This is a genomic window from Belnapia rosea (genome assembly GCF_900101615.1).
Classification (GTDB): domain Bacteria; phylum Pseudomonadota; class Alphaproteobacteria; order Acetobacterales; family Acetobacteraceae; genus Belnapia; species Belnapia rosea.
The window spans coordinates 472,172-493,124 of sequence record NZ_FMZX01000002.1 but is presented as its reverse complement, the minus strand read 5'-3'; the positions used below and the strand labels follow the sequence as shown (position 1 = coordinate 493,124).

The 20,953-nt window shown below is 69.6% G+C and carries 22 protein-coding genes; 12 read left to right on the top strand and 10 right to left on the bottom strand.

Annotated features, from left to right (window positions below):
* Positions 1-42: 42 nt before the first annotated feature.
* Positions 43-837 (bottom strand): enoyl-CoA hydratase/isomerase family protein, encoded by a 795-nt coding sequence (locus BLR02_RS08490; RefSeq protein ID WP_090662330.1) that lies wholly within the window; start codon positions 835-837, stop codon positions 43-45.
* A 5-nt stretch (positions 838-842) separates the two neighbouring features.
* A complete protein-coding gene (gene cysK / locus BLR02_RS08485; protein ID WP_090563466.1) occupies positions 843-1,757 on the bottom strand; it encodes a cysteine synthase A in 915 nt (304 codons plus the stop codon).
* Between the two features lie 124 nt (positions 1,758-1,881).
* On the opposite strand from cysK, the gene BLR02_RS08480 reads away from it, so the two are divergent.
* Positions 1,882-2,565, top strand: coding sequence for a DsbA family oxidoreductase (locus BLR02_RS08480; protein WP_218127892.1), 684 nt, complete (start codon positions 1,882-1,884; stop codon positions 2,563-2,565).
* A gap of 39 nt (positions 2,566-2,604) precedes the next feature.
* Here BLR02_RS08480 and BLR02_RS08475 read toward each other — a convergent pair whose 3' ends face one another.
* Entirely contained in the window at positions 2,605-3,345 is a 741-nt protein-coding gene (locus BLR02_RS08475; protein WP_090662328.1) for an SDR family oxidoreductase, read from the bottom strand.
* Between the two features lie 110 nt (positions 3,346-3,455).
* Here BLR02_RS08475 and parA point away from each other — a divergent pair, with 110 nt between their 5' ends.
* The 5 genes from parA (at position 3,456) to BLR02_RS08450 (ending at position 6,979) form a co-directional block, all read left to right on the top strand.
* On the top strand, positions 3,456-4,091 hold the full coding sequence (gene parA, locus BLR02_RS08470; protein ID WP_090662326.1) for a ParA family partition ATPase: 636 nt from the start codon (positions 3,456-3,458) through the stop codon (positions 4,089-4,091).
* A gap of 3 nt (positions 4,092-4,094) precedes the next feature.
* Positions 4,095-4,556 carry a CopD family protein gene (locus BLR02_RS08465; protein ID WP_090662324.1) on the top strand — a complete coding sequence of 154 codons (462 nt, stop codon included), beginning with the start codon at positions 4,095-4,097 and terminating at the stop codon, positions 4,554-4,556.
* On the top strand, positions 4,553-4,999 hold the full coding sequence (locus tag BLR02_RS08460) for a GNAT family N-acetyltransferase (RefSeq protein WP_245704685.1): 447 nt from the start codon (positions 4,553-4,555) through the stop codon (positions 4,997-4,999). Before BLR02_RS08465 ends, BLR02_RS08460 begins: the two co-directional genes overlap by 4 nt.
* Positions 5,000-5,546: 547 nt before the next feature.
* Positions 5,547-5,933 carry a hypothetical protein gene (locus BLR02_RS08455; RefSeq protein WP_090563458.1) on the top strand — a complete coding sequence of 129 codons (387 nt, stop codon included), beginning with the start codon at positions 5,547-5,549 and terminating at the stop codon, positions 5,931-5,933.
* 14 nt (positions 5,934-5,947) lie between these two features.
* Positions 5,948-6,979: a hypothetical protein gene (locus BLR02_RS08450; protein ID WP_090662322.1), complete on the top strand. Its 1,032-nt coding sequence runs from the start codon at positions 5,948-5,950 to the stop codon at positions 6,977-6,979.
* A 7-nt stretch (positions 6,980-6,986) separates the two neighbouring features.
* Here BLR02_RS08450 and BLR02_RS08445 read toward each other — a convergent pair whose 3' ends face one another.
* Positions 6,987-7,922 carry a DMT family transporter gene (locus BLR02_RS08445; RefSeq protein WP_090563454.1) on the bottom strand — a complete coding sequence of 312 codons (936 nt, stop codon included), beginning with the start codon at positions 7,920-7,922 and terminating at the stop codon, positions 6,987-6,989.
* A gap of 37 nt (positions 7,923-7,959) precedes the next feature.
* Here BLR02_RS08445 and BLR02_RS08440 point away from each other — a divergent pair, with 37 nt between their 5' ends.
* From BLR02_RS08440 to BLR02_RS08420, 5 genes are all read left to right on the top strand, one after another.
* Positions 7,960-8,598, top strand: coding sequence for an NUDIX domain-containing protein (locus BLR02_RS08440; RefSeq protein WP_090563453.1), 639 nt, complete (start codon positions 7,960-7,962; stop codon positions 8,596-8,598).
* Complete coding sequence (locus tag BLR02_RS08435) at positions 8,598-9,320, top strand: alanyl-tRNA editing protein (protein WP_090662475.1); 723 nt, start codon at positions 8,598-8,600, stop codon at positions 9,318-9,320. Before BLR02_RS08440 ends, BLR02_RS08435 begins: the two co-directional genes overlap by 1 nt.
* A 5-nt stretch (positions 9,321-9,325) precedes the next feature.
* Positions 9,326-10,171 carry a sulfurtransferase gene (locus BLR02_RS08430; RefSeq protein ID WP_090563451.1) on the top strand — a complete coding sequence of 282 codons (846 nt, stop codon included), beginning with the start codon at positions 9,326-9,328 and terminating at the stop codon, positions 10,169-10,171.
* Positions 10,171-11,373, top strand: a complete 1,203-nt coding sequence (gene metC, locus BLR02_RS08425; protein ID WP_090662320.1) for a cystathionine beta-lyase — start codon at positions 10,171-10,173, stop codon at positions 11,371-11,373. The genes BLR02_RS08430 and metC overlap by 1 nt, the downstream gene beginning before the upstream one ends.
* Before the next feature lie 127 nt (positions 11,374-11,500).
* Positions 11,501-12,724 (top strand): MFS transporter, encoded by a 1,224-nt coding sequence (locus BLR02_RS08420; protein WP_090563449.1) that lies wholly within the window; start codon positions 11,501-11,503, stop codon positions 12,722-12,724.
* A 70-nt stretch (positions 12,725-12,794) separates the two neighbouring features.
* On the opposite strand, the gene BLR02_RS08415 is transcribed toward BLR02_RS08420, so the two are convergent.
* The 3 genes from BLR02_RS08415 to BLR02_RS08405 all read right to left on the bottom strand — a co-directional run bounded on the left by BLR02_RS08415 (position 12,795) and on the right by BLR02_RS08405 (position 15,269).
* Positions 12,795-13,511 (bottom strand): cold-shock protein, encoded by a 717-nt coding sequence (locus BLR02_RS08415; protein WP_090563447.1) that lies wholly within the window; start codon positions 13,509-13,511, stop codon positions 12,795-12,797.
* Positions 13,512-13,608: 97 nt separating this feature from the next.
* The gene (locus BLR02_RS08410) at positions 13,609-14,868 is read right to left on the bottom strand and encodes an NAD(P)/FAD-dependent oxidoreductase (protein ID WP_090662318.1); all 1,260 of its coding nucleotides are present in this window, start codon (positions 14,866-14,868) and stop codon (positions 13,609-13,611) included.
* Entirely contained in the window at positions 14,865-15,269 is a 405-nt protein-coding gene (locus tag BLR02_RS08405; RefSeq protein WP_090563443.1) for an AtzH-like domain-containing protein, read from the bottom strand. Before BLR02_RS08405 ends, BLR02_RS08410 begins: the two co-directional genes overlap by 4 nt.
* Positions 15,270-15,381: 112 nt before the next feature.
* On the opposite strand from BLR02_RS08405, the gene BLR02_RS08400 reads away from it, so the two are divergent.
* Positions 15,382-16,662: a family 1 glycosylhydrolase gene (locus BLR02_RS08400; protein ID WP_090563441.1), complete on the top strand. Its 1,281-nt coding sequence runs from the start codon at positions 15,382-15,384 to the stop codon at positions 16,660-16,662.
* A gap of 27 nt (positions 16,663-16,689) precedes the next feature.
* Here the strand turns inward: BLR02_RS08400 and BLR02_RS08395 are convergent, their stop codons facing one another.
* From BLR02_RS08395 to BLR02_RS08385, 3 genes are read right to left on the bottom strand one after another with little or no spacing between them, the layout of a single operon-like run.
* Entirely contained in the window at positions 16,690-17,658 is a 969-nt protein-coding gene (locus tag BLR02_RS08395) for a Bug family tripartite tricarboxylate transporter substrate binding protein (protein WP_090563439.1), read from the bottom strand.
* Positions 17,659-17,662: 4 nt separating this feature from the next.
* Positions 17,663-18,457, bottom strand: coding sequence for an FAD binding domain-containing protein (locus tag BLR02_RS08390; RefSeq protein ID WP_090563438.1), 795 nt, complete (start codon positions 18,455-18,457; stop codon positions 17,663-17,665).
* A gap of 15 nt (positions 18,458-18,472) precedes the next feature.
* Complete coding sequence (locus tag BLR02_RS08385) at positions 18,473-20,860, bottom strand: xanthine dehydrogenase family protein molybdopterin-binding subunit (protein WP_090563436.1); 2,388 nt, start codon at positions 20,858-20,860, stop codon at positions 18,473-18,475.
* Between the last annotated feature and the right edge of the window lie 93 nt (positions 20,861-20,953).

Genomic DNA, 20,953 nt, shown 5'->3' with positions numbered 1-20,953 from the left:
ACCAAGCCTTAGTATGCAACCCGTGAACGAAATATGGAAAGCTCAAGCTGCCCAGACGGGCTTCCGTCTCGCCTTGAAGGCGGCGATGCCCTCGGCCGCCTCCTCGCTCGACGCAGTGCGGGCGAAGGCGGCCGCCCCTGCCTCGGCATAGCCGTCGGGCGAGATCGGCCCAAGCGCAGACAGCAGCCCCTTGGTCTCGGCCAGCGCCCCCGGTGCGCCCTCCAGCACGGCGGCGATGGTCCGCTGCAGCTGCGCCTCGAGCGCCGTCGCATCGGCCAGCACCTGATGCACGAGGCCAATTCGCCCGGCCTCCAGGGCGTCGATCACCGCCGCTTCCAGCACCAGCCGGGTCGCGGCCGGGCGCCCGGCGCGACGCACGAGCCAGGGCAGGATCTGCGCCGGCACCAGCCCGCGCCGCACTTCGGGTGCCGCGAAGCGCGACGTGGCGGAGGCCAGGGCGATATCCGCCGCGCAGGCGAAGCCAAGCCCGCCAGCATGGCAGGATCCCTCGATGGCGGCGATCACCACCTGCGGCAGCGCCGCGATGTCGCCGAAGCGGGCGCCGGTGCGGCGGTTGCGTGCCTGCTGCCGTGCCAGCTTTTGCTCCGGCGTCTCGTCCGAAGCCACCTCGGTCAGGTCGAGCCCGGCGCAGAAATGCCCACCCGCGCCGGAGATCACCAGCACCCGGGCGCTGCGATCGGTGGCAAGCTCGGCCAGCAGCCGGTCCCAGGCCTCGCCCATGGCGGTGCTGAGGGCGTTGCGGCGCTCAGGGCGGTTCATGATGGCGCGGACCACAGGGCCTTCGCGCGTCACCAGCAGCGGGTTCTCGTCAGTCATGAGTATTACTCCGGCAGGAAGTCCGCGACCGAGAAATAGCGTTCGCCGGTATCGTAGTTGAAGCCGAGCACCCGGGCGCTTGCCGGCAGTTCCGGCAGCTTCTGCGCGATGGCGGCCAGCGTTGCGCCTGAGGAAATGCCGACCAGCAGACCCTCCTCCCGCGCCGAGCGCCGCGCATACTCCTTGGCGTCATCGGCCTGCACCTTGATGACTCCGTCCAGCAGCCCGGTCTCGAGATTGGCCGGGATGAAGCCGGCGCCGATGCCCTGGATCGGATGCGGCGAGGGCTCGCCCCCGGAGATCACCGGCGAGGCCGCCGGCTCCACCGCGAAGACCTTGAGACCCGGCCAAGCCCCCTTCAGCACCCGCGCGCAGCCGGTGATGTGCCCGCCAGTGCCGACACCGGTGATGAGGGCATCCAGCCCCTCCGGGAAATCCTCCAGGATCTCCTGGGCCGTGGTGCGCATATGCACCTCCGGATTCGCCGGATTCTCGAATTGCTGCGCCAGCCAGGCGCCGGGCGTGGCGGCGACGATCTCCTGTGCGCGGGCGATCGAGGCCTTCATGCCGCCGGCCCGTGGCGTCAGCTCGAAGCTCGCCCCATAGGCCAGCATGAGCCGCCGCCGCTCGACCGACATGCTGTCCGGCATGACGAGGACCAGCTTGTAGCCCTTCACCGCCGCGACCATGGCGAGGCCGATGCCGGTATTGCCCGAGGTCGGCTCGACGATCGTGCCGCCGGGCTTGAGCTGCCCCGCCGCCTCCGCCGCCTCGACCATGGAGAGCGCGATTCGATCCTTGATCGAGCCGCCGGGATTGGCACGCTCCGACTTGATCCAGACCTCCGCCGCGCTGAAGAGCCGGTTCAGACGGATATGCGGCGTGCCGCCGATGGTGGCGAGGACACTCTGAACCTTCATCGCTGCGATCTCCCTTTCGGCGCAGATGAGCGGAGCCGACGCTCGCCGTCCAGCGGCAAAGCCGCCCGGGCTTGCGCCGGCACCACCCGAGGCCAACCTAGCCCAGAGAGCGAGGAGAGACAGGATGGAGCAAAGCGAGATGGCCCCGACGGCCCGGATCGATGTCGTCTCCGACGTGATCTGCCCCTGGTGCTGGATCGGCAAGCGCAACCTCGAGGGGGCGCTTGAGATGCTCGCCGCCGAGGGGCAGCGCTTCGAGGTCCATTGGCGGGCCTTCCAGCTCAACCCGGACATGCCGGCCGAGGGCGTCGAGCGCGCCAGCTACCGCGCCGCCAAATTCGGCAGCGAGGCGCGCGGGCGGGAGCTCGACGCCCAGGTGGCCGAGGCCGGCCGCGCCGCCGGCCTCGAATTCCGCCACGACCTGATGCGGCGCACGCCGAACACCGTGGAGGCGCACCGCCTCATCCACTGGGCCGGCGAGCGCAGCCTGCTCCTGCAATCCGCGGTGCAGGAGGCGATCTTCCGCGCCTATTTCCAGCAAGGCCGGGATACCGGCCAGCAGGCGGTGCTGGCGGAACTGGCCGGCGAAGCCGGGCTCGATGCCGCCGATGCCGCAGCCTTCCTCGGGAGCGGCGAAGGCGCCGAGGAGATCCGTGCCGAGGATGCGGGCTTCCGCCGCGCGGGCCTGTCGGGCGTGCCGACCTTTGCGCTCGACGGCCATGTGCTGTTCAGCGGTGCGATGCCGGCGGAGCGGATCGCCGAGGCGCTGCGGCGCGGCCTCGCCATCCTGCGCCGCGAGGCGGCCTGACATGGAGCGGGGGCGGGCCCTGCCGCCCCGCGCCCGGCCTCAATAGGTCGCCCGGCCGCCCGACACGTCGAAGACGGCGCCGGTCGAGAAGCTGCAATCCTCGGTCGCCAGCCAGCAGGCGAGCGCCGCGATCTCCTCGACCTCGACGAAGCGGTTCGCCGGGATCTTGCTGAGCATGTAGGCGATCTGCGCCTCGGTCATCTGCTGGAAGATGTCCGTCTTCGCCGCCGCCGGGGTCACGCAATTCACCCGCACCCCCGTCGTCGCCAGCTCCTTGCCGAGCGACTTGGTCAGGCCGATCACCCCCGCCTTCGCCGCCGAATAGGCCGCGGCGTTCGGGTTGCCCTCCTTGCCCGCGACCGAGGCGATGTTGACAATCCGGCCGTAATTCCGCGCCCGCATCCCCGGCACCACCGCCCGGCAGCAGAGGAAGACGCCGGTGAGGTCGATCTCGATCACCTGCCGCCAGGCATCGACCGGGTAGCTCTCGACCGGCGCGTTCGGCCCGGTGATGCCGGCATTGGCGACGAGGATGTCGAGCGGCCCGAGCGCCGCCTCGGTCGCCGCGAGCGCCGCCTCGATCGCCGCGAAATCGGTCACGTCCACCCGCGACGCGAAGCCACCGAGCCGGGCCGCCTGCCGCTCCGCCTCGACGAGGTCGACATCCCAGAGCGCGACGCGCCCGCCGCTCGCCACCATCCGCTCGGCGATGGCGAGGCCGATGCCCCGCGCGCCACCGGTGATGGCCGCGACCCGGCCCTTCAGGTCAAGCTGGTTCATGGCGATTCTCCCATAGGGATTACAGGCTAAACGGGCCGTCCCCGCATGGCGATGCTGGCCTCCGCGCCGATCCGGGCTAGGTTGCCCGCTTCGCACGGGAGGTGGCAGGCATGGCGTTCGTGGTGGCGGTGGCGCAGCAGAAGGGAGGTGCGGGGAAGTCGACCGTCGCGGCCAACCTGGCGGCGGCGCTGGCGGCCGAGGGCCATCGGGTGGCACTGCTGGATACCGACCCGCAGCAATCCCTGGTCCGCTGGCACCAGGAGCGCCAGAAGCAGGGTATTCGTGCCCGGCCACTCAGCTTCGACAGCCCATCCGGCTGGCGCGTCCCCGGCGCGCTCGACCGGCTGCGCCGGGACCAGGACTTCGTCATCGTCGACACGCCACCCCATGCCGAGACCGAAGCGAAGCAGCTGATCCGCGCCGCCGACCTGGTTTTGATGCCGATGCAGCCCTCGCCTGCCGATTTCTGGGCCAGCGAGGCAACGGTGAAGCTGGCGGTCGAGGCCCATCGCCGCGTCACCGCCGTGCTGAACCGCGTTCCCGCGCAGGGGCGGCTGAAGGAAAGCATCCGGGCCGCGCTCGCCGAACGCGGCGTGCCGGTGCTGGAGGGCGGCCTTGGCAACCGCGTGGAATTCGTCACCGCCTTCCTCGACGGGCTCGCGGTGACGGAATCCGCGCCGAAGAGCCTGGCTGCGGCCGAGCTGCGGGCGCTGGCCGCAGCCGTGACCGCCATCTCCAAGGAATGATCGATGCTGGGTAGCCTGTTCTACGCCCTCCACGTGCTGGGGGCTGTGCTGTGGGTCGGGGGGATGGTCTTCGCCATCCTGGTGCTGCGCCCGGCCCTTGCGGTGCTGGAGCCGCCACAGCGGCTCGCCCTGCACGAGGCTGTGCTGAAGCGCTTCTTCCTTCTTGTCTGGCACGCCATGCCGGTGCTGCTCCTGACCGGCTACCTGCTGCTCTTCGGCTGGTATGGCGGCTTCCGTGGCGCCGGCTGGCATATCCACCTGATGCATTTCACCTCGCTGCTGATGGCGGCCGTGTTCGTCACGGTGGTCACCGGCCCATGGCGGGAGTTCCGGGCGGCCCGCGGCAAGGGCGATGCCGCCGGCGCGGCGCTGCAGGTCAACCGCATCCGCCAGCTGATCACCATGAACCTGGTGCTCGGCCTGCTGACGGTCGCTGTTGCGGCCTGGGGGCGGTTCGGCGGATGAGCGAGGCAGAGCGGACTGGCCGGCCGGCCATCGAGATCAGCGAGGACGACTATCCGGAGATGGAGGCCGTCGCCGCCATCCAGCGCGGCCTCCATGCCTATAACCAGGAGATGGGCGGCCCCTATGACCGGGAGCCGGTGACGGTCCTCGCCCGCGATGCCGGGGGCGAGGTACGCGGCGGGCTGCTCGGCCTCACCTACTGGAACTGGCTCTTCATCGACTGGCTCTGGATGGCCTCCGACCAGCGCGGCCAGGGGCTTGGCGGCCAGTTGCTGGAACGGGCCGAGGCCATCGCCCGGGCCCGCGGCTGTACCCATGCCTATACGGACACCTTTAGCTTCCAGGCGCCGGGCTTCTGGTCCCGCCATGGCTATGCTGAATTCGGCCGGCTGGAGGGCATGCCGCCGGGCCATGCCCGCATCTGGTTCCAGAAGGCGCTGTGAGCCTCACGCTCGAGATCAGCGCCCGGCCTCCGCTCGGCCTACCGCAAGGCGATCGGCCGCGGCCTCACCGCCGATAGCCGCGCCGCCCATCGCCGCCTGCACGGCACCGGCGGTGGATCCAGGCGCGGGACCTTGCCGGTGCGGTGCCGGCCGAGGCAATATGCGAACTCGCCTGGGGCTGGCTCCATCTCGATGAGTTCCGGGTCGCGGAGGCCTGGCAGGCCAGGACCGAGGCACCCGGCTGCTCGCCAAGACCGAAGCCGTGGCGCGGAAGCCCGGCTGCCTCGGCGTCCACCTCAATGCCTGGCCGTCCAGGCGCCGGAATTCTACCGCCGCCAGGGCCATGCGGAGGCCGGCCGCATTGCGGACATGCCTCCGGGCACCACCCGCTACTGGTTCGCCAGCGCTTTGACGCAGCGCCGCGCCGATCCGGCGTTTTCCCGCTGACAGATGCAATCCAGGCGCTAGAAGACGGCAGTGCGGTCAGCATTCCGGCAAGCTTGCTCCGGCATGATGCGGCGCTTCGCGGTGGAGGGGGTTCGGGGCCTTGGCTGAGCAGCAGGATCTGGCCGAGGCAGCGCCCGCGGCGGAGTTGGCGCTGCTGCGGTCCCTCGCTTTGGCCCTGGCCGAGGTAAGGGCCCAGGGTACGGACCTGCCGGCCACACTCGGGGCCGGCCTCGACACTTGGCTGGAGGGCCGGTGGCTGGCCACCTCCCCGCCCAGGCAGGACCAGGATTTCGCCCAGGGCTACCTCGCCGCCCTGGAATCCGCTGCCACGCAATGCGATGCCGCCGCGGAGCGCCGCACCATGCAGCGCCGGGCCAGCTGGAATCCGCTGCGCCGGCGCCGCCTGCGTCAGGGCGCCGCCGTGCTCGGGGCCATGGCAGCCAGCCTCCGGCTGATGGCAGCCGGCATCCGGCCCCAAGGCGGATGAACAGGACGGGATCGATGCTCGAACGGGTACTGAAACCGGCCAGGCGGCAGATCGAGGCGGAGCGCGACAGCTATCGCGCCGAGTACGAACGGGTCTTCGCCCAGGTCGGCCGGGCGGAATATGAGCGCGTGCTGGTTCAGCGTCATGCCGATGCGGCCCTGGCCGAAGCAGCGCGGCTGCGCGCCGAGTGGGATGCCCATGCGGCCGCCCGTGACGCCGCCGTCGCCGCCGCCGCCCAGGCGGCCGATGAGGCCGCCACCATGCGCGCCGATTGGTCCCAGCATCAGATGGCCCTGGAGGCGGCCGAAGCCCGTGCCGCTCAGGCGGAAGCCGAGGTCGCCACACTCAAGGCCGAATGGGCCGAGCACCTCGCTGCCCGCGAGGCGGCCGAAGCCGGCCGAAAGACCGCCGAATCCCGCTTCAACGAATTGCGCACCGCCGCCCTCCGGGTACGCGCTGAGCGTGACACCGTGCGGAAGGCCTACCAGGCGAGCGAGGCGGCCCGCACCGCTGCCGAAACCCGCGCTGCAGAGACCCTCGCCCAGGTCGAAGCAGCCCAGGCCAGCGAAGCCGCCGCCCGCCAGGCGGCCGAGACCGCCCGCGCCAAGGCCGAGCAGGATATCGTCACACTCCGCACTGAGCGGGATGCCGCTCGCCACTCCAAGACAGAGGCCGAGGCGGAGGCCGCCAGCCTGCGCCTTGAGCGGGACACGCTCGGCGCCGAACTCGCCAGCCTCACCACGGTACGCAACGAGGCGGAAAACGCAAGGAATCACGCGCTGGAAGCCGTGATGATGCTGCAGATCCAGCTCCTCCGCCTGCGCGCCGAAACCGGTCGCCTCGTGGTGCAGGAGCCGGAGGAGGAAACCTCCGAACCGGAGGAGGAATTCGAGTTCGACGAGGCCTGGTACCTTGAGCGCTATCCGGATGTGCGCGCCGCGATCCAGGCGGAGTTGATCCCATCCGGACGCGAACATTACCGCCGGCACGGGCGCGGCGAGGGCCGCAAGCCGGTGCCGGACAAGGTTGCTGCCCCGGCCGGCTGAGCCGGTGCTAACGCCGCAGCCCCAGCACCACCTCGCGCCGCCAGATATAAAGCCCGCTCGCCACCAATACGGCGATGCCGGCGGCGTCCCACCCATCCGGCAATTCGCTCCAGACCAGCCCCCCCATCAGCGTCGTCCAGAGGATGGCGGAGTATTCGAAAGGCGCGAGCAGCGTCGCCTCGCCGCGCCGATAGGCTTCGGTCATCATCACCTGCGCCAGGGCGGAAAGCAGCCCGGTGCCGATCAGCATCGCCCATTGCAACGGGCTCGGCGCCACCCAGACCGGAAGGGCGACGATGGCCGACACCAGCGTCGCACCGAGGGCAAACCACAGCACGATGGCCGCATTGCTCTCCCCGGCATGCCCCATGCGGCGGATGGTGATCATCGACAACGCCCAGCATACGGCACCGCCAAGCACCGCCAGCATCCCCGTCCCATGGGTCGCCCCGCCCCCGCCGCCCGGCAGCGCGACCAGCAGCACGCCGCCGAAGCCCACCAATACCGCCAGCCCGCGCCGCGGCCCGACGCGCTCGCCGAGCAATGGGATCGAGAGCAGCGTGAGGAAGAGCGGCATGGTGAAGCCGAGCGCCGTCACCAGGGCCAGCGGCAGCACCGCATAGCCATAGAAGGCGCCCGCCATGCCGCCCAGCCCGCTCAACATGCGGGCGGCATGAAGCGCCGGGTTCCGCGTTCGTAGCGCAGCGAGGCCACCAGCCTGCCAGAGCAGGGGCAGCAGCGCCGGGATGGCGAAAAGATTACGGCACAGCACCACCTGCGCCAGCGGCAGCGCCCCACCCATTCCCTTCACCAGGGCCCCGGCGATTGAGAAGACGGCGGCTGCGGCAAGCACGCCGATCACCGCGCGCCGCTGACGCGCGGCAAGCTCCGGGGCGGCCTCGGTCCGGTCTGGCGGGGGGTGGGTTTCGGTCTGGGTGTCCATGGACGGCGTTTCCCGCCAAGGGTAGGGTCACCGGCGCATGAAAGCCAGATCACCCAAGGCGCCGCCCATCCCGGCGCATCCCGGACTCGATGTGCAGGCGGATGAGGTCGTCTGGGATGGCCGCTTCCCCGTGCAGCGAGTGCGCTTCACCTATCAGCGCTTCGACGGCGCCCGTTCCGCGGAGCTGACCTGGGAGCTCTGGCGCCGTGGCCGCGGCGTCGCCGTTTTGCCCTACGATCCCGCAGCGGACGCCGTGGTGCTGATCGAGCAATTCCGTCTTCCTGCACTGGCCGCCGGCTTCCCCGGCATCATGACCGAATGTCCCGCCGGGCTGCTTGAGCTGGGCGAAGATCCGGAGGCGGCGGCATGGCGGGAGCTGGAGGAGGAGACGGGCCTCCGCCCTGAGCGGATGGAAGTCATCAGCCGCACCATGCTGATGCAGGGGGGCTGCGACGAGGTCATGTTCCTCTACGCCGCCCGCGTCACCCTGCCCGAGGCCGCGGCCACGGGCACCCATGGCCTCGTTCATGAGGGCGAGGATATCCGCGTGCTGGTCCTGCCGGCCGAGGAGGCCTTCGCCCTGCTCGACCAGCACCGCATCGAGAACGCGACCGCCGGGCTCTGCCTGTGGTGGCTCCGCCATCATCGCGCCCGGCTGCGCCAGGAATGGGCCTGATGCCGACAGAACTCCTCTACCGCGACGATGCCTACCGGACCGAAGCCACCGCCACGGTCCTGGCGGCGGGGCCGGAGGGTGTGATGCTCGACCGCTCGCCTTTCTACGCCCAGGCCGGCGGCCAGCCCGGCGATGCCGGATGGCTTCGTTGGGAGGGCGGCGAGATGGCCGTGACGAAGGCGGTGAAGGGGCCGGAGGACAGCGTTCTCCATCTCCCCGCCGAGGGCGCGGCGCTGCCGCCGGTGGGCGCCACCGTCACGGCGGTGCTCGATTGGGCGCCGCGCCACCGGCACATGCGGATGCACACCGCCCTGCACCTGCTGTGCAGCCTGATCCCCGGCGCCGGCGTCACTGGCGGGCAGATCGGCGCGGACCGCTCACGCCTCGATTTCGACCTCGCCGCGCCGCCCACCAGGGAGTCGCTGACCGAGGCGCTGAATGCGCTGATCGAGGCGGACCACCCTGTCGGTGAGCGCTGGATCAGCGAGGCGGAGCTGGATGCCAACCCGTCCCTGGTCCGCACCCTGTCCGTCCAGCCGCCACGTGGCGCCGGGCGCATCCGGCTGGTGCGCATCGGGCCGGAGGAGGCGCCGGTCGACCTGCAGCCCTGCGGCGGCACGCATGTGCGCCGCACCGGCGAGATCGGCCGCGTCGAGGTGACGAAGCTCGAGAACAAGGGCAAGCAGAACCGCCGGGTCTACCTGGTTCTGCAAGGGGAGTAGGCGCCATGGAGAATCTGGTCTCGACCGAATGGCTGGCCGCCGAACTCGGCAAGCCGGACCTGATGGTCTTCGACACCACCAAATACCTCCCCAACGAGCCGCATGACGGCAAGGCCAAGTACGCCGAGGCGCATGTGCCCGGTGCCGACTACTTCGACATCGACCTGATCGCCGATCCCGAGGCGACCCTGCCGCACATGATCCCGACCGCGGCGCGCTTCGAGAAGCTGATGGGGCTGCTCGGCGTCTCCAACGGCGCGCGGCTCGTCTTCTATGACCAGAAGGGCCTCGCCTCGGCGGCACGCGGGTGGTGGCTGATGCGGCTATTCGGCCACCATCAGGCGGCGGTGCTGGATGGCGGGTTGCCGAAATGGCTGAAGGAAGGCCGGCCGACCGAAGCAGGCCCGCCCCCGGGCCGAGACCCCGCGCAGTTCACCGCCGATTTCCAGGCGGAGCTCGTACGCGGCATCGGCGATGTGAAGCGCATCGTGCGCCAAGGCGGCGGCGGGGCGCTCATTCTCGATGCCCGCAGCAAGGGCCGCTTCGACGGCACGGCGGCGGAGCCTCGTCCTGGCCTGCCTTCGGGCCACATGCCGGGTGCAGCCAATGTCCCCTATTCGGAGCTGCTGAGGCCCGACCAGACCATGCTGGACCCGGCCGCTTTGCGCGACCGCTTCACGGCGGCGGGCGTCACCATGGAGCGGCCGGTGGTCACCTCCTGCGGCACCGGCGTCACCGCCTGCATCCTCTCGCTCGGCCTGGTGCAGGCCGGCTTCCCCGAACCCGCCGTCTATGACGGCTCCTGGACCGAATGGGCCGGCCGGCCCGAGACCCCGAAGGTGCATGGCTGATGCCGGACGATTCCATCCCCACGACGAAGAAGCAGGGCTTCGCCACCCGCCTCAGCCATGCCGGCCGGGCGGGCACGCATGTGCATGGTTTCGTCAACCCGCCCGTACATCGCGGCTCGACCGTGCTCTTCCCGAATTGCGAGGCGCGGCGCGAGGGCGCCAAGCACCGATTCGAGCAGTACATGACCTACGGGACGCAGGGCGGCCCGACGCATTACGCCTTCGAGGATGTCATCGCCGAGATCGAGGGCGGCACGCGATGCCTCGTCGTCGGCACCGGCCTCGCGGCGGTCGCCGTGCCCCTGCTCGCCTATCTGAAGGCGGGCGACCACTGCCTGATGCCGGACAGTGCCTATGGCCCGGCACGCAACATCTGCGAGGGGCTGCTGAAGGGCTGGGGGATCGAGACCACCTATTACGACCCGACCGTGGACGAGGCCGCCGCCGCCGCCCTCATCCGCCCCAACACCCGCGTCTTCTACACCGAGAGCCCGGGCAGCCACACCTTCGAGGTGCAGGACATCCCGGCCATCGCCCGCGCCGCCCATGCGCGCGGGGTGAAGGTGCTGATGGACAATACCTGGGGCATCCATCACTTCATGCCCTTCCAACATGGCGTCGATGTCTCGATCCAGGCGCTGACCAAGTATGTCGGCGGGCATTCCGACGTGCTGCTCGGCAGCGTCACGGTGAATGACGAGGCGGACTGGCAGGCGGTGCGCACCGCCGGCTCGCTGCTCGGCCAATATGCCTCGCCGGATGATGTGTGGCTGGCGCTGCGCGGCGTCCGCACCATGGCGGTGCGCCTGAAGCGCCAGGAGGCGAGCGGAATCGAGGTCGCCCGCTGGCTAGAGGGACGGCCGGAGGTAAAGCAGGTGATGCATCCGGCCCTGCCGAGCCATCCGCAGCACGCCCTGTGGAAGCGCGACTTCACCGGCGCCTGCTCGCTCTTCGGCGTCGTCTTCCAGCCGCGCTATGCGATGGAGGATGTGATGCGGCTCATCGACAGCCTCGCCCTGTTCGGCATCGGCGCGAGCTGGGGCGGCTTCGAGAGCCTCGCCATCCCGACCACCGGCTTCATCACCCGATCGGCCGGCACTGGCAGTTTCGGTGGGCCGATGGCCCGGCTGCATATCGGCCTCGAGGAACCGTCCGACCTCATCGCCGATCTGGAGCAGGCGCTGGCAACGCTGCCGCGCTGAGGCGAGCAAGGCGCGTCCCGCATGGCTCGCATGTCCCCCGCTCATCGGGCCGGGGCCAGTATTGGGTAGACCTCGGCTCCATCCGGAGGTCTGCTGACATGGCAGATCTCGGGGAACGGGCAAGACGATGGCGGACCTCCGCAGCCTCAGGCCGGTCGCGCCGATCCTGATCGGTGCCTCGGTGATGCTGAGCCTCGCCATGGGGCTCCGCCAGAGCCTTGGCCTCTTCATGCAGCCGGCGGTGCAGGATCTCGGGATCGCCGTGTCGCAATTCACCCTCGCGGTCGCGGTGCAGAATCTGGCCTGGGGCTTCCTGCAGCCCTTCGCCGGCGCCATCGCAGGACGCTATGGCTTCCGTCCCGTGCTGGTGGTTGGCGTGCTCTCCTATCTCGCCGGGCTGGTCCTGCTGGGCCTCGCCCAGTCTGCGCTGGAGGTGACACTCGGCGCCGGTGTGCTGATCGGCCTGGCGCTGGCCTGCACGGCCTCGGGCATGGCGCTATCGGTCGCCTCGCGGCCCGTACCGGCGGCGATGCGCAGCACGGTGCTCGGCATCGTCTCGGCCGCTGGCTCGCTCGGGGCGCTGATCGCGGCGCCGATCGGGCAGTATCTCTCGGCAGGCTATGGCTGGCGGATCGGCGTGGCCGGTTTCTTCCTGCTCGGCCTCGCCATGCTGCCCGCCGCCTGGTCGGCCGGGCGCGTCGACAAGGTGGCGCTGCCCCCGGCGCGAGACGATGCCACCACCGCCGGCGCCGCCTTTGGCCTCGCCATGCGGCACGGACCCTTCCTGGTGATGTCGGGGGCCTATTTCATCTGCGGCCTGCAGCTCGTCTTCCTCACCACCCACCTGCCCTCCTACCTGCAGCTCTGCGGCATGGACCCGATGCTGGCGGCCCAGGCACTGGCGGCGATCGGCGGCTTCAACGTGCTGGGCAGCCTGTTCTTCGGCTGGGCCGGGGGGCGGTGGTCGAAGCCGGCCCTGCTGGGCGGCATCTACCTGACGCGCTCGCTCGTGCTCGCCTGGTATTTCGCCGTGCCGCCGACGCCGGGCAGTACGCTCGTCTTCGCCTCCATCATGGGCTTCCTCTGGCTTGGCGTGGCGCCGCTGGTCGGCGGCATGACGGCGGAGATGTTCGGGCTGCGCTGGCAGGCGATGGTGCAGGGCCTTGCTTTCACCAGCCACCAGGTCGGCAGCTTCCTCGGCGCCTTCGGCGGCGGGCTGATCTTCGACCGGCTCGGCTCCTACGACCTTGCCTGGCAGCTCGGGGTCGGGATGGGCGTGGTGGCAGGCACGATCCAGATGCTGGCCGCCCTGCCCCGCCGGCCAGGGGCGCCGCGGCCCGCGCCAGCCTGAAACGAGAAAGGGGCCCCAGCCTTCCGGCCAGGACCCCTTCCAACCCCTGCCGCGCCGAAGCGCGAGGATCTTATTCCTTGAGGCTGACCGCCTGCCGGCCGCGCTGGCCGTCGCGCACATCGAGCGCGACCTTCTCGCCCTGCTGCACATCGGCACGGCCGGCGCGCTGCAGTACGGAGGAGTGCAGGAACACATCCTGCCCGCCATCATCCGGGGTGACGAAGCCGAAGCCGCGCACCTGATCGAACCACTTCACCGTGCCATTGACTGCATAGGTCGGACCACCGGCATCGCGGTCACCGAAGTCGCGACGCGGCGGACGGTCGCCGAAGCTGGGACGGGGTGCACCGAAGCCACCGGCGGCACCGCCGAAGTCGCGACGCGGCGGACGGTCGCCGAAGCCACCACCGCCGAAATCACGCCGCGGCGGACGATCACCAAAGCCGCCACCGCCGAAGTCGCGCCGCGGCGGACGATCGCCGAAGCCACCTTCGCGGAAGGGCCGGCGGGCTGCACCAGCGGCGGCCGCGCCACCCCCGTCGCCCAGCCGACGCTCCGTGATGCGGGTGACCAATCTGCGGCCCTGCCGATCCGTGCCGATTTCGCACACCAGGGTGTCGCCAGTTTCAGGCGGTTCGATGCCGGCCTCGGTCAGGGCCGAAGCATGGAAGAACACGTCCTGGCCGTCGGGCCCCAGCACGAAGCCGAACCCCTTGCGGGCGTTGTACCATTTCACCTGGGCCTCGACGGGCCCGGTGCCGCCCTGGATGTCGCTGTCGGAAGGCACTTGCTGATTGATCCGTATCTAGGTCGAACGGCCCACGAAGGTGCAGGACCGCTATCAGGAAGGATGACACCGGCGCTGCGACAAAGCGAGCATGAAATCATTCGAATCGACGCGGGTCGAAGGGCCTCACATCAATCTCGGTCGGTTGTCCAGTCAGCATTTGTACAACCAGACGAGCCGAACGTGGCGCCGAGACCAGCCCTACATGGCCATGCCCGAAAGCGTACACGATATCGGCGCTGGCGCGCGCCGGGCCGATACAGGGCAGGCCGTCCGGCATGCTTGGCCGGTGCCCCATCCAGAACTTCACCCGTTCCGCCGGCAGGGCGCGCGGCAGGGCGGGGAATGCGCCGATCAGATGGTCACGCAGGATCTCGGCGCGCTTCCAGTTCGGCGCCGCCTCGAGCCCGGCGATCTCCACCTGCCCGGCGCAGCGCAGCCCGCGCGCCGTCATGGTGACGGACATCTTGCCGTCGGAGGGCATCAGCGGTGTGCGCGGCCCGACCTCCACCCCCTCGATCATCGCGTGGTAGCCGCGCTCCGTCTCGAGCGGCACCGCATCCCCCGCTGCGGCAGCGAGCGCCCTGGAATATGCACCGGCGGCTATGACGGCCTGGTCCGCCGCCAGCTCGCCCGCATCCGTCCGCACCGCTCGCAACCGCCCGCCCTCGATGCGGAAGCCGGTCGCCCGTGCCATGACGCGCCGCGCACCCTCGGCCTCGGCCAGCGCCACCAGCGCCGCGACATAGGCACCGGGGTCGCGGCAATGCCCGCCCTCCTCGACCAGTACGGCGAAGCCATAGCGGCGGTCGAGCTCCGGCTCACGCTGGCGCAGCTCGTCGGCGGAAAGCTCGATCCAGTCGATTCCCACCTGCCGGCGGATGCGCCAGGCCATTGCCTCCGCCTCGAATTCCGTGCGGGAGGGATAGATGTACATCAGCCCGCGCCGCTCGATGAGGTGGCCGACACCCGCTGCCTCGGCCAGTGCCGCATGCAGTGCGGGTGAGTCCTGCAGCAGGGTGCGGAGAGCCCGGGCCGTACGCAGCACCCGTGCCTCGGTCCAGCCGGAGGCGAGGTAGCGCGTCAGCCAGGGCAGGACCTTCGGGAAATAGCGCCAGCGGATGGCGAGCGGACCGAGCGGATCGGCAAGGAAGCCCGGCACCTTGCGCCACAGACCGGGCATGGCGGGCGGGATGACGGACATCGGGCTCAGCCAGCAGCCATTGCCGTAGCTGGCCGCCTGCTCGCCGCCCGGCAGTCCGGGCTCGACGATGGTCACCTGATGTCCGGCCCGCAGCAGCTCCAGCGCCGTGCAGGCGCCGAGGATGCCGGCCCCGATGACGATGCTCCGTGTCATCCCTTCTGCACCCGCCCGGGGTCGCCGGCCGCCAGCAGCGAGACATGGGCGGAGACGACCCGCCAGCCCAGCTCCGGCAGGCGTGCCATGATCTTCGTCTCTCGCCCGATCAGCCCGCTATCGGTCCGCTCATATTCCAAATGGGTGCAGGCGAAGTCCTGGCCGAAGCTGGTGATCTGCACCCGCCGCGTCGCCCGCGGCGCGTAGCGGGCGACGCTGGCCCGGAAGGCCCGGATCGCCTCGATCCCGTAGAGGATCTCGGTGATGCCGAAGCGCACCGTACGCGGGTCGGCCCAGAAGCAGGCGTCCAGTATGGCGCCGTCATTGGTGGCGATGGCCTGCTCGTAGCGGTCGAACAGGGCGCGGGCTTCGGCGAGGACCGCCGGGTCGTCGATGTGCATGTGGCAAAGATGCAGCGCTGGCGCTTGGCAGGCAAAAATGACAATCTGTTAATGTGCAGCCACTCACGGAATACTGAATACTGCCCTGATCACGCTTTCGTGGGATAAAGTGATGTTGGACGCCCTGCCCTCTCGCCCCTCTACGCCTGCATCGCTCGGCCTCCACTCCCTGGCTGAACAGGGCTTCCTGTTCGCCACCGGGATCGAGAACAGCGCACCCACCATCGAGGGCGGCCGGATCCGTCGCGACCAGATGGCCGAATGCGGTCATTACGACCGGTGGCGCGAGGATCTGGCGCTGGTGAAGGAGATCGGCTGCGGCGTGCTGCGCTACGGCCCGCAGCTGCATACCACCCTGCGCGGCCCGGGCCTGCATGACTGGTCCTTCGCCGACGAGACCTTTGCCGAGGTCCGTCGCCTCGGCATCCTGCCGGTCGTGGATCTCTGCCATTTCGGCGTGCCCGACTGGATCGGCGACTTCCAGAATCCGGAATTCCCGGAGCTCTTCGCCGCCTATGCCGAGGCCTTCGCCCGCCGCTTTCCCTGGGTGCAGCTCTACACGCCGGTGAACGAGATGTTCATCACCGCCGTCTTCTCGGCCAAGTATGGTTGGTGGAACGAGCAGCGGACCGATGACCGCAGCTATGTCACCGCCATCAAGAACGTCGTGCGCGCCAATGTCATGGCGATGCAGGCGATCGTGCGGGTGCGGCCGGACGCCATTTTCATCCAGTCCGAATCGACCGAGCAGTTCCACCCGGAATGCCCGGATTCGCTGATCCATGCGGAGCACCGCAACGCCGAGCGCTTCCTGACGCTCGACCTCAACTACGGCCACCGCGTCTGCTCCTCGATGTATGAGTACCTGATGGACAACGGGATGACGCGGGAGGAGTACCACTTCTTCCAGCGCTCGGCCCCTGCCCTGAAGCGCCACTGCATCATGGGCAACGACTGGTACGCGACGAACGAGCACATCATCGGCGCCAGTGGCCAAAGCCGCTGGGCCGGTGAGGTCTTCGGCTACGACACGGTGACGCGCGACTACTTCACCCGCTACGGCCTGCCGATCATGCATACCGAGACCAACATGGACGAAGGTCCGCGTGGCGACGAGAGCGAGCGCTGGTTGTGGAAGCAGTGGTCCGGCCTGATGCGCCTCCGCCGCGACGGCGTGCCCATCCTCGGCTTCACCTGGTACTCGCTGACGGACCAGATCGACTGGAACACTGCGCTGCGGGAGAAGAACGGCACGGTGAACCCGCGCGGCCTCTATGACCTCAACCGTAATATCCGCGCCGTGGGCCGCGCCTATCAGCGGCTGATCGAAGGGTGGAAGCCGGTGCTGGCGCAGCAGGGGCACTGCCTCCGCCTGCCCGTCACGGCCGCCTGACCTGACCCGGCCGGGGCTGCGGGCCGCCTATTCGGGCCGCAGCCCCATGCGCTGGACCACCTCGGTCCATTTCCGGACCTCGGCGGCGACATAGGCGCCGAAGGCCTCGGGTGGCCCGCTTTGCGGCTGGATGCCCTGCCGCGCCAGCGCCCCGCCGACATCCGGCCGCGCCATGGCCTCCCGCATCGCGGCGTTCAACCGGGCGATGACCGGGGCCGGAGTGCCGGCGGGGGCGAGCACGCCGCCCCAGCTTACCGTCTCGAAGCCCGGTACCGTCTCGGCGATGGCCTGCAGCTCCGACGCTTCCGGCACCCGTTGCAACGAGGTGACGGCAATGCCCCGCACCCGCCCCGACTGCACATGCGGCAACAGCACAGGGACGGTGTCGAAATTCACCGGGATGACACCGGCGATGAGGTCGGCGGTCGAGGGCGCGCTGCCGCGATATGGCAGATGGGTCAGCTGGATGCCGGTGAGGCTCTTCAACAATTCCATGGCCATATGGCCAGCCGAACCTATACCGGCGGAGCCGTAGCTCAGCCTACCCGCCTGCTCGCGGGCATAGACGAGGAATTCCGGGAAGCTGCGGACCGGCACGGCCGGATTCACCGCCATGATCTGCGGCACGACGGATACCGCCATCACCGGGGTGAAATCGGCGATCGGGTCGAAGGGCGTGCGGCTGCCATACAGGGCCGGGCCCATGCCATTCGGCCCGGCATTGCCCATCAGCAGCGTGTAGCCATCCGGTGCGCTGCGGGCGACCAGCTCCGCCGCGATGAAGCCATTGGCACCGGGCCGGTTCTCCACCACCAGGGTCTGGCCCAGCGAGGCGGTGAGGTGAGGCGCCATGAGGCGGGCGATGATGTCGCTCGCCCCGCCCGGCGGATAGGGGATCACCATGCGGATCGGCCGCTGCGGCCAATCCCCCTGCCCCAGCGCCGGGCTCGCAAGCGCCAACCCGCCGAGGACCAGGCCGCGACGGGTGGCGCCCACCGCCTCAGCCCGCCGCGGCGATGGCGCGCTTCGCCATCACGGTTACCAGATGGGCGCGGTACTCGGCGCTGCCATGGATGTCGCTGTTCAGCCCATCCGCATCCTGCTTGATGCCGGCCACGGCCTCCGGCGACCAGTTGGTGGAGAGCGCCGTCTCCATCTCCGTCTGGCGGAAGACGCCGGGGCCGGCGCCATTGATCGCCACCCGCACGGTGCCGCCGGTCTTGGCGACGAAAGCGCCGGCCATGACGTAGCGGCTCGCCGGGTTGCGCATCTTGGCGTAGCCGGCCTTCTCGGGAATCGGGAACTCGATCGCCACCAGCAGCTCGCCAGGCTCCAGCGCCGTGGTGAACATGCCCTGGAAGAAGTCGTCGGCGGCGATGCGGCGCTTGTCGGTGACGATGGTGGCGTTCAGCCCGAGTACGGCCGAGGGATAGTCCGCCGCCGGGTCGTTATTGGCGACGCTGCCACCGATGGTGCCGCGGTTACGCACCTGGGTGTCGCCGATGGTGCCGGCCATCTGCGCCAGCGCCGGGATCGCCGCCTTCACCACCTCGCTCGTCGCCACCTCGAAATGCTTGGCGAGCGCGCCGATGACGAGCTTGTCGCCCTCCTTCCTGATCCCCTTGAGCTCGGTGATGCCGGAGAGGTCGACCACGGAGGTCGGCTTGTTCAGCCGGTGCTTCAGCGCCGGCAGCAGGGTCTGGCCGCCCGAGATCGGCCGCGCATCCGGGTCGGCCGAAAGCAGCTTCACCGCATCCGCCAGCGAGCCGGGCTTGTGGTATTCGAAGTCATACATCGCTCGATCCCCTGATCATTCCGCGGCCATGGCCGGCCGGCTTGCGTTGATGATGCCCCAGATCTTTGCGGCCGTCGCCGGCATCTCGATATGGCGGACGCCGTAATCCTTCAGCGCGTCGACCACCGCATTGATCACCGCTGGCGGCGAGCCGATCGCCCCCACCTCCCCGCAGCCCTTCACCCCAAGCGGGTTGTGGGTGCAAAGGGTGGTATGCGTCGCCACGCTGACCGGCGGCAGGTCGTTGGCGCGTGGCATCTGGTAGTCCATGAAGCTGGCCGAGACGAGTTGGCCCTCATTGTCATAGACGCAAGCCTCGAGCAGCGCCTGGCCGATGCCCTGGGCGACGCCGCCCTGGACCTGCCCCTCGACGATCATCGGGTTGATGACCCGCCCGACATCGTCGACCGCGGTGAAGTTGACCACGGTCGTGATGCCCGTCTCCGGCTCGATCTCCACTTCGCAGATATGGCAGCCGCCCGGATAGGTGAAGTTCTTCGGGTCGTAGAAGGCTGTCTCGTCGAGGCCTGGCTCCAGCTCCTCGATCGGGTAGTTGTGCGGGACATAGGCGGTCAGCGCGATCTCGCCCCAGGACTTGGTCTTGTCCGTGCCTGCGACGCGGAAGGTACCGCGGTCGAACTCCACATCCTCGACCGAGGCCTCCATCAGATGCGCCGCGATCCGCCGGGCCTTGGCAACGATCTTGTCCATCGCCTTCACCATGGCCGAGCCGCCGACCGCGAGGCTCCGGCTGCCATAGGTGCCCATGCCGAAGGGGATCTTGGCGGTGTCACCATGCACGACATCGACCTGCGCCAGCGGCACGCCCAACCGGTCGGTGACGAGTTGCGCCAGCGTCGTCTCATGCCCCTGGCCGTGGCTATGGGTGCCGGTGAGGACCGTCACGCTGCCTGTTGGATGCACGCGGATGGTACCCACCTCATACAGCCCCGCCCTCGCCCCGAGCGAGCCCACCACGGCCGAGGGCGCGATGCCGCAGGCCTCGATATAGGTGGAGATGCCGATGCCGCGGAGGCGGCCGCGCGCCTTGGCCTCCGCCCGCCGCGCCTCGAAGCCGGCCCAGTCGGCGGTCTTCAGCGCCTGCTCCAGCGTCGCCGTGTAATCGCCGCTGTCGTACTGGAGGGCAACCGGGGTCTGGTAGGGGAAGGCGTCGTTCGGGATGAAGTTGCGCCGGCGGATCTCGATCCGGTCCATCCCCGTCTCGGCCGCCGCCACATCGACCAGCCGCTCTAGCAGGAAGGTCGCCTCCGGCCGCCCGGCGCCGCGATAGGCATCGACCGGGACGGTATTGGTGAAGACCGCCTTCACCTCCGCATAGACGGTCGGCGTGGTGTACACGCCGGCCAGCAGCGTCGCGTAGAGATAGGTTGGGACACTCGTGGCGAAGGTCGAGAGATAGGCGCCCATATTCGCAAGCGTCTGCACATGCAGCGCGAGGAATTTGCCATCGGCATCCATGGCGAGCCGCGCCTTGGTCACATGGTCCCGGCCATGCGCGTCGGTCATGAAGCTCTCGGTGCGCTCCGCCGTCCATTTCACCGGCCGCCCCAGCTTCCCCGCCGCCCAGGTGACGATCGCCTCCTCGGCATAATGGAAGATTTTGCTGCCGAAGCCGCCGCCCACATCGGGTGCCACGACCCGCAGCTTATGCTCCGGGATGTGCAGCACGAAGGCGCCCATCAGCAGCCGGATGACATGCGGATTCTGGCTGGTGGTGTAGAGGGTATATTCATCCGTGGTGCGGTCGAAATCGCCGATGGCAGCGCGGGGCTCCATCGCATTCGGCACCAGCCGGTTGTTCACCAGCTCGAATTCCACGACCTTCGCCGCCTTGGCGAAGGCCGCCTCGTTCACCGCCCTGTCGCCGATATGCCAATCGTAGCAGACATTCCCGGCGACGCCGTCATGCACCAGCGGCGCGCCTGGGGCGAGCGCCGCCTCCATGGTGGCGGCTGCCGGCAGCACCTCGTACTCGACCTCGATCGCCTCGGCCGCATCCCGTGCCTGGGCCCGCGTCTCGGCAATCACCGCCGCGACGGCATCGCCCACGAAGCGGGCCTTGCCCACGGCGAGAACGGGGTGCATCGGCTCCGCCATCGGCGTGCCGTCCTTGTTGTGGATCTGCCAGCCACAGGGGATGCCGCCGAGATCCGGCATGTCCGCCCCGGTGAAAATCGCCACCACACCCGGCATGGCAGAGGCCGCCGCGGTATCGATGGAGACGATGCGCGCATGCGCATGCGGGCTGCGGAGGATCGCCGCATAGGTCTGGCCGGGCCGGTTGATATCGTCGGTATATTGGCCACGGCCGGAGAGGAAGCGCAGATCCTCCTTGCGCTTCACGCTGGCACCGATGCCTTCGAACGGGGTCACGACATTCATCTGCAACGCCTCCCTGGGTGCTGCGCGCCCCGCCTTTTGCGGCAGGGTCTGTTATGGGGCGCGCGGGGGATGCCGCGCGCCCGGTAGCGGCCT

Excerpts from the sequence above, each read along its gene's own strand:
- BLR02_RS08450 (WP_090662322.1), top strand. The coding sequence starts at position 5,948 with ATGCTCGAACGGGTACTGAAACCGGCCAGGCGGCAGATCGAGGCGGAG.
- BLR02_RS08400 (WP_090563441.1), top strand. The coding sequence starts at position 15,382 with ATGTTGGACGCCCTGCCCTCTCGCCCCTCTACGCCTGCATCGCTCGGC.
- BLR02_RS08410 (WP_090662318.1), bottom strand. The coding sequence starts at position 14,868 with ATGACACGGAGCATCGTCATCGGGGCCGGCATCCTCGGCGCCTGCACG.
- BLR02_RS08440 (WP_090563453.1), top strand. The coding sequence starts at position 7,960 with ATGAAAGCCAGATCACCCAAGGCGCCGCCCATCCCGGCGCATCCCGGA.
- parA (WP_090662326.1), top strand. The coding sequence starts at position 3,456 with ATGGCGTTCGTGGTGGCGGTGGCGCAGCAGAAGGGAGGTGCGGGGAAG.
- BLR02_RS08420 (WP_090563449.1), top strand. The coding sequence starts at position 11,501 with ATGGCGGACCTCCGCAGCCTCAGGCCGGTCGCGCCGATCCTGATCGGT.
- BLR02_RS08385 (WP_090563436.1), bottom strand. The coding sequence starts at position 20,860 with ATGAATGTCGTGACCCCGTTCGAAGGCATCGGTGCCAGCGTGAAGCGC.
- metC (WP_090662320.1), top strand. The coding sequence starts at position 10,171 with ATGCCGGACGATTCCATCCCCACGACGAAGAAGCAGGGCTTCGCCACC.
- cysK (WP_090563466.1), bottom strand. The coding sequence starts at position 1,757 with ATGAAGGTTCAGAGTGTCCTCGCCACCATCGGCGGCACGCCGCATATC.
- BLR02_RS08465 (WP_090662324.1), top strand. The coding sequence starts at position 4,095 with ATGCTGGGTAGCCTGTTCTACGCCCTCCACGTGCTGGGGGCTGTGCTG.
- BLR02_RS08460 (WP_245704685.1), top strand. The coding sequence starts at position 4,553 with ATGAGCGAGGCAGAGCGGACTGGCCGGCCGGCCATCGAGATCAGCGAG.
- BLR02_RS08475 (WP_090662328.1), bottom strand. The coding sequence starts at position 3,345 with ATGAACCAGCTTGACCTGAAGGGCCGGGTCGCGGCCATCACCGGTGGC.
- BLR02_RS08445 (WP_090563454.1), bottom strand. The coding sequence starts at position 7,922 with ATGGACACCCAGACCGAAACCCACCCCCCGCCAGACCGGACCGAGGCC.
- BLR02_RS08390 (WP_090563438.1), bottom strand. The coding sequence starts at position 18,457 with ATGTATGACTTCGAATACCACAAGCCCGGCTCGCTGGCGGATGCGGTG.
- BLR02_RS08480 (WP_218127892.1), top strand. The coding sequence starts at position 1,882 with ATGGAGCAAAGCGAGATGGCCCCGACGGCCCGGATCGATGTCGTCTCC.
- BLR02_RS08405 (WP_090563443.1), bottom strand. The coding sequence starts at position 15,269 with ATGCACATCGACGACCCGGCGGTCCTCGCCGAAGCCCGCGCCCTGTTC.
- BLR02_RS08430 (WP_090563451.1), top strand. The coding sequence starts at position 9,326 with ATGGAGAATCTGGTCTCGACCGAATGGCTGGCCGCCGAACTCGGCAAG.
- BLR02_RS08435 (WP_090662475.1), top strand. The coding sequence starts at position 8,598 with ATGCCGACAGAACTCCTCTACCGCGACGATGCCTACCGGACCGAAGCC.
- BLR02_RS08490 (WP_090662330.1), bottom strand. The coding sequence starts at position 837 with ATGACTGACGAGAACCCGCTGCTGGTGACGCGCGAAGGCCCTGTGGTC.